General features: G+C 50.9%; 11 protein-coding genes and 1 other annotated feature. Of the genes, 9 read left to right on the forward strand and 2 right to left on the reverse strand.

Features of this window, described 5'->3' with window-relative positions; all coding sequences use genetic code 11:
- The 3 genes from JSQ80_RS21365 to JSQ80_RS21375 all read left to right on the forward strand — a co-directional run bounded on the left by JSQ80_RS21365 (position 1) and on the right by JSQ80_RS21375 (position 4,948).
- Positions 1 to 1,548 (forward strand): extracellular solute-binding protein, encoded by a 1,548-nt coding sequence (locus JSQ80_RS21365; RefSeq protein ID WP_206096605.1) that lies wholly within the window; start codon positions 1 to 3, stop codon positions 1,546 to 1,548.
- Positions 1,549 to 1,593: 45 nt separating this feature from the next.
- A complete protein-coding gene (locus JSQ80_RS21370) occupies positions 1,594 to 2,547 on the forward strand; it encodes a Gfo/Idh/MocA family protein (protein ID WP_206097674.1) in 954 nt (317 codons plus the stop codon).
- Between the two features lie 97 nt (positions 2,548 to 2,644).
- The gene (locus JSQ80_RS21375) at positions 2,645 to 4,948 is read left to right on the forward strand and encodes an Ig-like domain-containing protein (RefSeq protein ID WP_206096606.1); all 2,304 of its coding nucleotides are present in this window, start codon (positions 2,645 to 2,647) and stop codon (positions 4,946 to 4,948) included.
- Positions 4,949 to 5,040: 92 nt separating this feature from the next.
- On the opposite strand, the gene JSQ80_RS21380 is transcribed toward JSQ80_RS21375, so the two are convergent.
- Positions 5,041 to 5,904: a DegV family protein gene (locus JSQ80_RS21380; protein WP_206096607.1), complete on the reverse strand. Its 864-nt coding sequence runs from the start codon at positions 5,902 to 5,904 to the stop codon at positions 5,041 to 5,043.
- Between the two features lie 228 nt (positions 5,905 to 6,132).
- On the opposite strand from JSQ80_RS21380, the gene JSQ80_RS21385 reads away from it, so the two are divergent.
- The 6 genes from JSQ80_RS21385 (at position 6,133) to argS (ending at position 12,728) form a co-directional block, all read left to right on the forward strand.
- A complete protein-coding gene (locus tag JSQ80_RS21385; RefSeq protein ID WP_087432963.1) occupies positions 6,133 to 6,315 on the forward strand; it encodes an RING finger protein in 183 nt (60 codons plus the stop codon).
- Between the two features lie 222 nt (positions 6,316 to 6,537).
- Positions 6,538 to 6,963, forward strand: coding sequence for a hypothetical protein (locus JSQ80_RS21390; protein ID WP_206096608.1), 426 nt, complete (start codon positions 6,538 to 6,540; stop codon positions 6,961 to 6,963).
- A gap of 613 nt (positions 6,964 to 7,576) precedes the next feature.
- A complete protein-coding gene (locus JSQ80_RS21395; RefSeq protein WP_206096609.1) occupies positions 7,577 to 8,269 on the forward strand; it encodes a hypothetical protein in 693 nt (230 codons plus the stop codon).
- Between the two features lie 94 nt (positions 8,270 to 8,363).
- A complete protein-coding gene (locus JSQ80_RS21400) occupies positions 8,364 to 8,912 on the forward strand; it encodes a pyruvate kinase (RefSeq protein ID WP_206096610.1) in 549 nt (182 codons plus the stop codon).
- A gap of 302 nt (positions 8,913 to 9,214) precedes the next feature.
- Positions 9,215 to 10,633, forward strand: a complete 1,419-nt coding sequence (locus tag JSQ80_RS21405) for a S41 family peptidase (protein ID WP_206096611.1) — start codon at positions 9,215 to 9,217, stop codon at positions 10,631 to 10,633.
- 57 nt (positions 10,634 to 10,690) lie between these two features.
- Positions 10,691 to 10,956 (forward strand) — a binding site (T-box leader).
- 44 nt (positions 10,957 to 11,000) lie between these two features.
- A complete protein-coding gene (argS, locus tag JSQ80_RS21410; RefSeq protein ID WP_206096612.1) occupies positions 11,001 to 12,728 on the forward strand; it encodes an arginine--tRNA ligase in 1,728 nt (575 codons plus the stop codon).
- A 63-nt stretch (positions 12,729 to 12,791) separates the two neighbouring features.
- Here argS and JSQ80_RS21415 read toward each other — a convergent pair whose 3' ends face one another.
- Positions 12,792 to 13,121 carry a hypothetical protein gene (locus JSQ80_RS21415; protein ID WP_087432967.1) on the reverse strand — a complete coding sequence of 110 codons (330 nt, stop codon included), beginning with the start codon at positions 13,119 to 13,121 and terminating at the stop codon, positions 12,792 to 12,794.
- Positions 13,122 to 13,133 lie beyond the last annotated feature (12 nt).

A 13,133-nucleotide genomic window follows, 5' to 3' on the forward strand; every position in this document is an offset into this window, starting at 1 on the left:
ATGAAGAAGAGTTCGACACGCATCCGGAAGTGGACGGCTGTGCTGCTGGCGGGTTGCCTGCTTGCCCTGGCGCTTGCAGGATGCGCGAAGGAAGGCGGGAAGAGCGGCACGGATATCGCACAGAAGGGCGGGGATCAATCTGATAACAAGACGTTTACGATGCTTATTGATTCGAATCCGACCTTCCCGTATAAGAAGGATTGGCCAATATGGAAATGGATTGAAGAGAAGACCGGGGTAACGCTCCGTGTGCAGCTCCCATCGGGAAAGCTGGCTGATACCTTAAATCTTGTGATCGCCTCGAACCATTTGCCGGATTTGATGTTCATGAGCGATCGCCGCACTGCCAACAAGTACGGCCAGCAGGGGGCGCTCGCGAACATTTTGGAATATACGGATGAAATGCCGAATTTCAAGAAGTGGATGGAGAAGTATCCGGAAATGGTGAGGCAGGCGTTGTCCGCGGACGGCAAGCTGTTCATGTTCCCGAATGAAGGCTTCGGGGAGACGAACCGGATGATATGGATGTACCGGGAAGACGTGCTTGCGAAGCACGGTTTGAAGCCGCCGAGCACGTACGATGAGCTGTATGAAGTGGCAAAACAATTGAAAGCGCTATATCCGGACAGTTATCCGTTTAGCTTCCGGTTCGGTGAAGAATTGGGCATTTTCATCAACTTGGCGGAAAACTTCGAGACAGGCAGCGATATTTATTACAATTACAGCTCGAACGAGTGGGAATACGGACCGGTGCAAGACAACTATAAAAAATTGGTTGAAGCGATGCGCCGGATGTACAAAGACGGTCTCATTCCGCCGGATTGGCTGTCCATTCAGACGAAGCAGTGGCAGGATATCGTGTCGACGAACAAGGCGTTCATCACGGTTGATTATATCAGCCGGATTGATTTTTTCAATATCCCGCTGCGCAAGGATAATCCGTCATTCAATCTGGCCTTCATGGATCCGCCTGCCGGATGGCCGGGCGCACAGCGGGTCAATCCTTACTTGCACACGCTGGAGACCGGATTGACCGTCGCCTCGACCTCATCCCGCATCAAGGATGTCATGAAATATATGGATTACTTCTATTCCGGGGAAGCGCGCGACATCGCGAGCTGGGGGAAGGAAGGTGAAACGTTCACGACGGAGGGCGGCACGCGCAAGTTCAAGGCCGAGTATGGCGATGCGGTTGAATTGCGGGCGAAGACAGGAATCGCGACGAATGGCGCTTATACGTGGATCGATTATGATTCCCAGCTCGCCCTTGCATCAGAGGATTTGAAGAAGGCGTATGAACAAGCGCGCAAATTCGATGCGAAGTTGCAGCCGAAGCCCGCCTTCAACGAGCAGGAGACGGAGGTGATCGCTTTGACCGGCGAAGCGGTCAAGAAGCATCGGAGCGAAACGATCGCCAAGTTTATTTTGGGCACACGTCCGCTGTCAGAATGGGATCAATATGTGAAGGAGACGGAAAACCTCGGATTGCAGAAGCTGCTCGACATATATAAGCAGGCGTATGCGCGTGCTGCCGAGTTGCAGCTGTAATGGAAAATAGACCAATTGATAGGAACAGGAGGAGCTTTGCTCATGATGAACGATAGCAGCGCGAATAAGAAGTCGGTGCTTAAGCCGGTGCATTCCCGGGAATGGCTGCGCATCGGCATTATCGGCACCGATACTTCTCACGCGATTGACTTTACGGAGCTATTGAATAATGAGGGGCATCCGCATCATATCCAGGGCGGTGCGGTGAATATCGCGTATCCGGGCGGCTCCCCCGATTTCGGCATGAGCATCAACCGGGTCGGAGGATTTGCGGAGAAGCTGGCCGAATCGTACGGCGTCGAGATTGTGTCCTCGCCCGAAGCGGTGGCGGAGCGCTGTGACGCGATTCTGTTGGAAGCCGTCGACGGACGCGTTCATAGCGAGCTGTTCGCACGCATTGCCGATTACGGCAAACCGGTATTCATCGACAAGCCGCTTGCCGTATGCCGAGCGGATGCGGAGATGATTGCGGAGACGGCCGAACGGGCGGGCGTGACGGTCATGAGCTGCTCGGCGGTCCGCTTCGCGGAAGGCATTGCGCAGTGCTTGCGGGATGCGGCTCCGGACGGAATCGCCGGGGCGGATTGCTTCGGCCCGATGGATCTGGAGCCGACGCAGCCGGGCCTGTTCTGGTACGGCATTCATACGGCGGATATGCTGTATGCTTTGCTGGGCAAAGGGTGCCGCAGTGTCCGCACCGCATCCAGCGCAGGACATGACATGGTCGTTGGCGAATGGGGAGACGGCCGCCTCGGCACGCTGCGCGGCAATCGGGTAGGCAACCGCAAGTTCGGCGGCACCGTGCATACGAAGAAAGCGACGATGTACGTCGATGTATACGCGCACGAGAAACCGTACTATGCCAGCATGCTGGAGCAGGTAATGGCCATGTTCCGGACGGGATCGATTCCCGTGGATCTGAGTGAAACTTTGGAAATTATCCGTTTTATTGAAGCGGCCAATGAGAGCCGCAAAACAGGCAGGATCGTTCATTTATAAGCATGAGTTCAATAAAGCAGCTGAATATGCTCCCGTCCTGCCTCGTTATGCAATGGGGAAGTGGCAAGCAACCTCAATAACGTGGAGCGTGATTCTGATGAAGCGTAGTGCCGTAAAATGCCTCAACATTGTTGTGCGGATATTGTGCTGTGCGGTTCTATTGTTGACAACGGTGACGTCAGCGCTGCCCCGCGCGGGTCTGACTGCCGGGAAATCATTCATCACCATCGATCAGGTTCAGGAAACGGAGGGCAAGCGCTTCATCATAACCGGGAGTTATACCGGTGTGTATAACGTCGTGCTGTCCGTGGCCGGCCGTGAGACGGTCGGTACGCGAATGATGCCGACCCTTGGCCCGCATACGGGAACATGGACGGCCACATGGGATGCCTCCGCTTATGACGGGGATATGGAGCTTGTGGCCCGCGGCAATGACACTGCAACCCGATATGGCGTATGGTCGCCGTTCATGACTGTCTCCGTAGATAATCCGCATCTCAGCAAGCCGAAGGTGCGGATAACCGGACCTGTGGATGGGGAGGCTGTCAGCGGGCAGGTGAAGATAAGGGTGTCGGTAGACAGCAAAAACCCGGTGGCGGGCGTTGAAGTGAGGGTGACGGGGCGGCCGTGGCAGAAGGCGCAGCAGGCTGAGGACGGATATAAGTTTTACTGGAGTCCATCCAGTGACGAACGTTCCGCCTACGCTATCCAGGCAAGGGCTACGGATAGCGCAGGCAATGTCGGAATGAGCTTAAGCACGTACGTGTTGGCCGGGTCCGAAGAGGAGGACGGCGGCGGGGACGAAGAGCATGCCGTATTGCCGCGCCAAGACCGCGCTATGTGGATATGGGAGCCGTCATCGTACAACCTGCTGCTTAATCCGGGCTCCCGTGACGTGTTGGAGCAATTTGCGAAGGACACGACAACATTTGCATCTCAACCCGTGACGACGCTCTATTACGCGACCGGCAAATATGCGGATATGGCAATGCTTGAGGATGAGCCGGAGCGGGTGGGGGAATTCGTGAAGTGGGCGCATGAGCATGGGTTTCAGGTTCATGCGTTAATTGCCGGCGGGACTTCGCCGCCTTATATTGCCGTTTATCCGCAGTATCATGACGATGCGGTCCGCGAAATTGAAAGCGTCGTCAATTACAATCTGGCAGCGGATGAGACCGCGCGGTTCGACGGCGTCAATATTGATATCGAGCCTTATATATTGCCTGATTTCGCAGACAGAGCCCCTTTTTTGCAGCAGCAATATTTAAGGCTCATGGAGAGGATGAAGAATAGGGTCGATGTATCCAGAACGAATATCGCCTTCGGACCGGCGATTCCCAGGTGGTATGACACGAACGTAAATACGAAGGCGGTGGAGTGGAAGGGGATAGTGAAGCCGTTGTCCGAGCATATCCAAGATATAAGCGATTATATCAGCATTATGGATTACCGCGATACAGCGTCCGGCAGCGCAGGGATTATCGCGGGGGCGCAGACCGAACTGGATTACGCGGAATCCATCGGGAAGGCGAATTCGGTTGTCATCGGAGTCGAGACGCTTGATATCGCCAGCAGCGGCGACCCGGAAACGATTACGTTCCGGGAGGAGGGGCGGGTGGCGATGGAGACAGAGCTGGCTCTGGTCTACGATGCTTTTGCGGCGTATTCCTCCTTTGCAGGCGTCGCTGTCCATCATTACGACTCGTACAGGGAGCTGCCGTCCGATTGGAGCCGAACCCGCTATGTCTGGAGCCCGCCGCCGGATTCGGAGCCGCCCACCCAGCCGGGAGCCCTTCAAGCCGAGGCGCTTGATTACGAGCGGATTGAGCTCCGCTACGATCGAGCGTACGACAATCAGGAAGTAGGCGGGTATTTGATTTACCGCGGAACGGAAGCCGGCTTCATCCCCGATCCAGATGGATACGAGGCGCGAGTGAGAGGGCTGTCGCACACAGATGCCGGATTACTCCCGAATACGACATACTGTTATCGGGTTGCCGCCGTCGATCTTGCAGGCAATGTCGGCCCGCTGTCCGGCGAGAGCTGCGCAACGACGGAAGAGACGGACTTGCAGCCGATGATTATCGGCAGTATGACGGCTGCGGCAGGCAACGGAAAAGTGAAAGTGATGCTTCAAGTGGTCGATGCGGAGACGAACGTGCCGGTGACCGCAGCGGTGTACGGGCGCTTCGAATTCGCTTCCGGCAAGTACCAGCAGGGGGCGACCGATGCCGCCGGCTTCTATACCGCGACGTCCGAAGCATTGGCACCCGGGCTATTGGTGGGATTCAAGCCTGATCGAATCGTCGCTGGCTCGTATTATTGGGCCCAAGCGCATGATCGCCCGCATTCCGTACGTATTTACACGGATGAGACGGTGCCGGGAAGTTCATTACGATAGTGAGCAATTCCTATAGCAAGGAGCGGCTTCTAGTGAGGCCGCTCCTTCTTGTACAGGGGCGTGTATTGGATAAGCAGCAATCCGCGCCCCGGTTAGTTGTATGATTTGTTTCTGAAAAACAACGCCAGCGTACCCGGTCCGGAGTGGGCGCCAATGGCGCATCCAATTGAGCTGGTCATGAAATTGTTCATCCCGAAGCGCTCTTGAATCATGTGCTTCAACGATTCCAACGCTTCCTCGTCATCGCCATGAGCGATCCCGATAAGCTGCTCCTTGTCCTCCAGATTCGCGCGATTTCCGAGCAGATCGGCTAGGCGCATAATCGATTTTTTTCTGCCGCGCACCTTATCGATGGGGATTAGCTTGCCGTCCTCCACATCCAATACAGGCTTGATGTTCAACAAGCCGCCGATAACAGCGGACGACTTGCTTACCCGGCCGCCACGGTATAAGTATTCCAGATCGTCCACGGTGAACACGTGCTCCATCTGCTTCGCGAGCCGTTCGGCTTGAGAGGCGATGTCTGCTCTGGACAGACCTTCGCGCGCCCAGAGCGCTGCTTGATGCACGACCAGGCCGTAGCCTAGCGATGCGCATTTCGAGTCGATAATCTCGCAAGCGAAAGAAGGATAATCTTCCTGCACCATCTCAAGCATCATGCGCGAGGATGCATACGTGCCTGACAGCTCGGAAGAAAAAGCGATGTAGATCGCCTCATCCCCTGCCTTCGCAATCGCCTCGAATGTTTCTCTGAACAATTCCATCGGCACTTGCGATGTCTTATACACGCGGCCATTGCGCATCCCATCGAACATCTGCTTCGGCATTATGGTGACGCCGTCCTCGTATTGCTCGCTCTCTATGGTTACGACGAGCGGCATTACCGTAATGCCCAACTGTTCTGCGATGGCACGGGGCATGTCGATTGCGCTGTCTGCAAGGATATGAATAGTCATCTGATCTACGCTCCTTATACGGATTGTTTCTTTTATCATACCATGAGTAGGCGCAACTTCCATGAACAATTGTACATCGGATAGGATGGCGCGTTGACCTTGCCGAGCGGAGTGACGGGAGGGGCTTATCAACGCATGAATATTATGGGGGCTGCGCTCATACAAGTAGAGAAAGGATGCAGGACTGCATTCGTATTACGAGCTTGCGCTAAAGGGAGAGAATAGTTCATGGCGAAGAACAAACGCGGCAAAGCCTTGTGGAATATGCCATCTCACGGACGAGGGACATGCCCTGTCTGCAGAAGCACCCGCATCAAGCTGCTCTACACGCGGACGAAAGGAAACGGCACGGCGCTAAAGGTATGCAAAAAGTGCTTCAATGCAGCTCAGGAACGGATTGACGCATCATAAAGTTAAGATGAGCGAAAACGAGTGAAGGCGGACACTGGCCGAATACAAATGGAGATGTTGGAGAGAAGCATCGAAAATTATAGACGATGACAACCAAATATGTCATGAAACAACCGGGGAATGTAATAACAGTCCAGTTAAAATCATTGACCTAATTTATTACAATAGAACAAGGAAGTGTACACTCCACTAATTCCAAACAACAAAGGAGAAAGATAACTGATGAAAAAGATGATTCTTACCATTTCCGCACTGTGCATGTTGGTTTCGGCCAGTCCGGTATTCGCCCACAAGGCAAGTGCCGCTCCGCAAAATCAAGCAAGCGCATTTAAGACGCAGTCATCCTATAGCTACGGATTCGAACTAAGCAGAGATGAAAGGGATGAAAGCGGAACTTTCTATGCAGCCAGCAATAAGGTAAAATTATATGTTACGCAAAAAGGCGACAGAAGCAGCGCCACCGAAGTCAAATATACTTTAGTTCAAGTAAACGACGACGGTTGGGAAACGTATGGCTCTGTCGTTGTAGATGGCAACACTAGAGACGAGTATGTAAAAACATTTAATGTCGAAAAAAATAATAAGTATTATTTCCTGATCACCAACAAGGGGAAGTCGGTACGCGGCAATATTGAAGCAACGCATTAATCCAAAAAAATGACGTCTGTGCCCGACGAGGCCTTGAAAAAGCCCACTTAAAGAAAAAGGTATAGTTCCTCAATTTATGAGGAGGCTGTACCTTTTTTCTGTCTGATAAGGTATCAAAATTAGCGGGTGAGTCCGATGATTCAAACCAACAAACGATGATCTTAACATAGTCGTTCCGAAGAATAATTTGTTGTGGCAAATTAACGAGCTCTAAAGAGAATAGTGAAACTAAAAAATTAATCTGCGGTAGACTGCATCCCTACCGTTCGCAAAAAAGGATTCTCATTCAAAAAATGAATAAGAGTCGTCTTTTTTTGTTGTATTAATCAGATACTCCGAATAAATTGCTTCTTTAGTGGACTTAAGTGAGGAGAACCAAGCCATCTTTGCAACGGATAAAATCAAAGATTTTCTGTAAAAGGAGAATAAAGATATATTTTAGAAAGTGTAGAAATGGAAAAAATATTTTGTCATATAAACAAATTGTGGTTATATTATATATATTGCCCAATAAATAGATAAATTTACCTCGTTGTGTTAGGCGTTAGGGAGGCTGAATTTTGAAATTGTTTGAGAGGGTACTAGAGTTAATAAAACGTAGGAGCGTAAAACGATGAGAAAAAAATCTTTCTTTCAATCTCTAATTTGCAATACAGCAATGGTTGTTGCATTCCTTGTCTTTTTCTTAACTGCTACGCACACATATGCATTAAATACGCAAGTCGATTTGCAATTTAATCATAGTCAGATAGAATTAAGGGACGATTACTCATCACGAACGAATATTTCAGAACACCCAGATTCTCATGGAAATGATAGTATGTTTGTTGTTCCAGCTCTTCCATGGATAGGTTGGGGAATTGGACAATTAATAGGTTGGTTGACAGCAGGAGCGGCTGTCACAATTGTCACGATTGAATTGGCTGGAGAAACATATGCTTTTGTAAATGAAATGGCGGAAGCAATCAGCAAAAGTAAAAAAGAAGACAAGCCTAGATTTTATGTAGCCAAATCTCGAAATGGAAACAAAGAACCTTTGCTTGTCGGAAAACCATTAGGAGAAGGCGAAGCTGAATTATGGTTAAAAGCGAGTATTCATAACGAAGTATGGGCAGTAAGCGATAAGGATGCGAAAGGTCTTGCTATGAGAGTAGGGCAAGGGAAATTTGTAGGACCTGAGAATCACTGGCTGACAGGATATAACGATACTCGCTATTATTATCATTATCATGGTGGCAGCAGAGGAGACACAGGCCATATCTTTTACGGAACAAGTAATTTTTTGGGTAAAAATAAAAGATCATAATCTTCGATAGTTCAAGCAAGAATAAAATGCTCTAGTACCTTCTCAACTAAATTTAATTTAAAGCGATAAGATGAAATTGAAAAGAGGGAGAACATTGAATCTCGACATCAACAAGTTATTCAAAAAATACTTGACTTTGGATATTCCAAATCCTTTCACTCTAGAGCAAATCAATAATAGATTTAAAAACTGCTATTTCGCTGAGGAAGTGGATATACACTATTTTTCTGATTTGGAAAAAGATCCGCATGCCAATTTTGATACAGTTGTAAAAGCTTATATATTCCGAGATGAGCGAGGAATTAAGGAACTTCTTAAGCTTAACCCTGACGAGTATTTAGAATGTTATCATCCTAATGGAATTAACATCATTCTTAACTCAGAGGATAAGACATATTTGTCAGGGGCTACAGAGCAAGGGATGTCATTCTTGCTAGGTCTTGAGACAAGTATTTTCTGTGGGATCTCACAAGAAGACATGGCGCTTGGAAATGAGAAGTTCGAAGATTATCTGAAGGCACTATATTTAGCGGGATATATTCAATTTGAAGACGACCCACTGATTGAGAGAGCTTATCAGCGTTATCGAGACGGGTACACACTAAAATGGTATGGATTAACTGACGGAGAATCAACATTTTAATGAAATAAAGCATCAAAATAAACTTTAAGTGACTGGGTTTCTCGTCGAGCGCAGTCATTTTCTTGCCTGTTGGATTCTGCACAAGGTCACTCCACGTTTTTGACAAGAGTGAGTTAGAGATTTAATAGTAATCGGCAAATAATTAAGTGCTAACAAGAAACGATGTCATAAGAATGCCGAAGCCAGCGCTTCTATTTCTTAAAAATCGTCGGGGCTCTATTAGGGATATCATTATGATAATATTTCCTTTATACTAGTATAAAAATATTAACTATAATGGATATTTATCGGAGGTTATGGGAATGCGATATGTCAAATATACGTTTTATGGGCTTGGGCTCGCGGTTATATCTCTTCTCATTTATGTGCTGTATGTTGTCGGCGAAGAGCGGCCGGCCCCCATGCCTCCGGTTGCGGAGCCGGTCAAGATCGATGTGAAGCAGCTGGAGCAAATCGATAGGCAGAAGCAGAAGGTCAAGGAAGATCTGGCGTTCGTGATGAGCAATATAAAACATGTGCATCCCGCGTCATTCAATGGCCTGCCGGAGCCTGTCCAACGGACCTATGATCAGCTTATCGCGCAAGTGAGCCAGACGGATCGGCTGCTTACGAATTACGATACGTTTTTGTACGCATTGCGCTTGCTGGCGGAATTGAAGGACGGTAATTCAATTGTCGGATATCCGTTGATCTACAATAAGAAAGCGCTTCCAATACGAGTGCGGTGGGTCGGCGACGAGTTGTACGTCGCGGATAGCGCGGACGAGCGAATTCAAGTCAATGACAAGCTGGTTCGGATCGGAACCGAGTCCATTCCGCACTTGCTGGAAGACGTGAAGAAGCTTGTGGCTGACGTAAATCCTTATTATGTAAAAGCGGTTGCGGAGCGCCGCGATATGTTTGTGAATGAGGTATACCTGTCCTCTTTTGGAGCGGTGCAGGATGGCGTCGTGGAGGTTGCGGTCGAACGCGGCGGGCAGTCCCATTCCGCTCCGCTGAAGCTGGGTTATTATTCACTGCATGTCGCGAAGCCGTTGCCGGAGCGCTGGAGCTATCGTTTTGAGCCGAAGGAGAAGCTGGGTATTTTAACGGTACACGCATTCGTGCTTGATGAGAGTTATATGCAGACGCTGCAATCTTTTTTTACCGAAGTGAAGCGGAAAGGGATTGAGCATGTCGTTATTGATTTGCGGAGCAATGGCGGCGGAGATTTCCGGGCTGGCAGCATGCTGCTGGAGTATTTGCCGATTGCCGAATACAACGGTTTTGGCGAAACGGTGTTCCATTCGCCAGAGACAGCTGTCCCGGGAGGGAGCCATCCGCCTGCCGGGAGCACCTCGTTTTCGGAACACAAGATTCAAAATAAGCAGCGCCAAGGGCTGCTGTTCAAGGGCAAATTGTATGTGTTGACGTCCAAGTATACGATGGGCTACGCCACGTGGATTCCGGCGATTGTTCAGGACAATCGGCTCGGGGCCATCATCGGGGAGCCGACAGGAGGCAAGCCGAATCATTACGGCGGCATGGCTTCATTTACGATGCCGCATTCGAGGCTTAACTTTCAGTTATCCCACAAGTTGTTCGAACGCCCAGACTCGGCTCGCAATGGGGAAGACGCTTGTTATCCTGATTGGTCCGTACCCGATCAGATAGATGATTGGGCAGCCGGCAAGGATACGCAGGTGGAGTTCGTCAAGTCGTTGATTCGGAAACGGGCTTGAAACGGACGGTTGATTTTTGCAGGCGACTAAGGATATAATGTGTAAAAATCAAATTGCACAATGACGATGAACGGGAGAGTACTCAGCATAAAGCCGTGAAGCAGCGAGCCGGGATGGTGGAAGCCGGCACGGTGTGCGGAGGAAGCGGACCCGGGAGTTGATTGCTTGAACTCGTTCCGATTGCGGGATGGAAGTAGGGGAATCCGGCACAGCCGTTACGAACAGGAAGTGGATTTCGAATCATTGCGTGCTGCATGCAGCGAATGTGCGGATCGAATTCAATTAGAGTGGTACCACGGAAAGGTTCAGCCTCCGTCTCTTGCAGACGGGGGCTTTTTGCATTTTCAAGCACATTGGAGGGTTATGTATGTTGAAAGATTTTGCGGCAAAGGCGCTAGCGCCGATGCTGAACATGCCGCAGGCAGACATCATCAAATCGCTAGAGGAGCCGCCCAAAGCGGAAATGGGCGATCTCGCGTTTCCCTGCTTCCCTGTGGCGAAAGCGTGGAAGCGCGCCCCGCAGCAAATTGCCGCGGACGTTGTCAAGCTCGTAAATGAGCAGCATGGCGAAGAAGGCATCCGCGCAGAAGCGGCGGGTGGCTATGTAAATCTGTTTTTCGATCCGGCCATGCTGTCGGCAGCCTTGCTCCATAGCATGCTGCAGCCTGCCTATGGGCAGCCTGCGCTCGGTCACGGGAAGCGGATCGTTATCGATATGTCATCGCCGAATATTGCGAAGCCGTTCGGGATCGGCCATTTGCGTTCGACGATGATTGGCAATGCGCTGATGAACCTGTACCGTACCGCCGGTTACGAGGTAATGAACGTCAACCACCTGGGGGATTGGGGAACGCAGTTCGGCAAGCTGATAGCGGCCTACAAGCATTGGGGCAATGATGAGTTGCTCCAGCAGCAGCCGATTGAGGAGAGCTTGAAGCTGTACGTGCAGTTCCACGAAGAAGCAGAGTGTCAGCCGGAGCTCGAGGACGAGGCGAGAGAGTGGTTCCGCAAGCTGGAGGACGGCGATGAAGAGACGGTGCGCCTGTGGACTTATTTTGTGGACATCAGCATGAAGGAGTTCGAACGCGTCTATGAAAGACTTGGCGTCGGATTTGATTATGTATTGGGCGAAAGCTTCTATAACGACAAGATGGATGCGGTCGTGGAGCAACTGCAGCAGAAAGGACTGCTGGAGGAAAGCGACGGCGCGCTGGTCGTCCGCTTGGACGAGGAAGGGATGCCGCCATGTCTTATCCTGAAATCGAACGGCACGACGATTTATCCGACTCGCGATCTCGCTACCGCGATATACCGCAAGGAAGTGATGAAGGCGGATAAGCTTTTATATGTCGTCGGTGCGGAGCAGCGTTTGCATTTCCAGCAGGTATTCACCGTCCTTAAAAAAATGGGCTATGAGTGGGCCGGCGATTGCGAGCATGTGGCGTTCGGCCTCATGACGGTGGACGGCAAAAAGATGTCGACCCGCCGGGGCAAGGTGGTCTTCCTGAATGAAGTGTTGGATGAAGCGGCGGGGAAAGCGAAAGCGATTGTGGAAGAGAAAAGCCCGTCGCTGCATGATAAAGAACAGATTGCGGAAGCGATTGGGGCAGGTTCCGTTGTCTTCGGCGACTTGAAGAACAGCCGCACGCTCTCCGTTGATTTCAGTCTGGATGAGGCATTGCGCTTCGAAGGAGAGACCGGGCCCTATTTGCAATATACTTATGCAAGAACGGCGCGCCTGCTGGAGAAAGGCTTGGAAACGATGGGGGCATCCGGCTTGGAGCAATACGCGGCGGAGCAGGCGAAGGCTGCCGCAAATCCGTATGTGGCCGGGAAGGAAGCTTGGGCCTGCACCAAAACGTTGAGCCAATACGAGCAGATTATCGTGTCAGCCATCGCATCCAACGAGCCGTCAATTCTCGCCAGATATTTGCTTGATGTCGCCAAGCAGTTCAACCGCTTCTACAATCATGAAGCGATTCTCGTAGAGAACGAGGCGGAGAAGTCGACCAAGCTTGTGCTCGTCGCAGCCGCATCGCGCATTTTGCAGCACGGACTTCATTTGCTCGGCATGAAGACGCCGCAGCGGGTATAGCGAGCAACGAGGACGGGCGGTTGCCGCAACATCTCCGGCAACCGCCCGCACCGCTTATTGCTTCTATACCCGATTCGTGTACGATGCCGTCGTGTATTGCGGCTGCGCGTATGCGACATTGGCCGATGCTTGAATCGAATGCTCCAGCTCGCGGCACACTTGTGTAATTTGCTGCATTTGCTGCATGGCCACTTGATGTCCTTGCAGAGCAGATTGGATGATTTGCGTTGCTTGGCGTTCGCGCTGAGCCAGATCTTCGAGACGCGACACGTTTTGCTGCTCCTGCTGCAGCAGCTGCTGATACATTTGGGATGCGCGCTGTGTTTGCTGCATCATTTGTTGGACGATTTGTTCGCACTGATGAAGCTGCGAAGACATTTGTTGATTGTACATGCTGAATCCACC

The sequence above is a fragment of the Paenibacillus apiarius genome, from assembly GCF_017052585.1.
In the GTDB taxonomy this organism is placed as follows: Bacteria; Bacillota; Bacilli; order Paenibacillales; family Paenibacillaceae; genus Paenibacillus_B; species Paenibacillus_B apiarius.

Coding starts and splice junctions, on each gene's coding strand:
- JSQ80_RS21365 (WP_206096605.1), top strand. CDS start 1: ATGAAGAAGAGTTCGACACGCATCCGGAAGTGGACGGCTGTGCTGCTG.
- JSQ80_RS21370 (WP_206097674.1), top strand. CDS start 1,594: ATGAACGATAGCAGCGCGAATAAGAAGTCGGTGCTTAAGCCGGTGCAT.
- JSQ80_RS21375 (WP_206096606.1), top strand. CDS start 2,645: ATGAAGCGTAGTGCCGTAAAATGCCTCAACATTGTTGTGCGGATATTG.
- JSQ80_RS21380 (WP_206096607.1), bottom strand. CDS start 5,904: ATGACTATTCATATCCTTGCAGACAGCGCAATCGACATGCCCCGTGCC.
- JSQ80_RS21385 (WP_087432963.1), top strand. CDS start 6,133: ATGGCGAAGAACAAACGCGGCAAAGCCTTGTGGAATATGCCATCTCAC.
- JSQ80_RS21390 (WP_206096608.1), top strand. CDS start 6,538: ATGAAAAAGATGATTCTTACCATTTCCGCACTGTGCATGTTGGTTTCG.
- JSQ80_RS21395 (WP_206096609.1), top strand. CDS start 7,577: ATGAGAAAAAAATCTTTCTTTCAATCTCTAATTTGCAATACAGCAATG.
- JSQ80_RS21405 (WP_206096611.1), top strand. CDS start 9,215: ATGCGATATGTCAAATATACGTTTTATGGGCTTGGGCTCGCGGTTATA.
- argS (WP_206096612.1), top strand. CDS start 11,001: ATGTTGAAAGATTTTGCGGCAAAGGCGCTAGCGCCGATGCTGAACATG.
- JSQ80_RS21415 (WP_087432967.1), bottom strand. CDS start 13,121: ATGTACAATCAACAAATGTCTTCGCAGCTTCATCAGTGCGAACAAATC.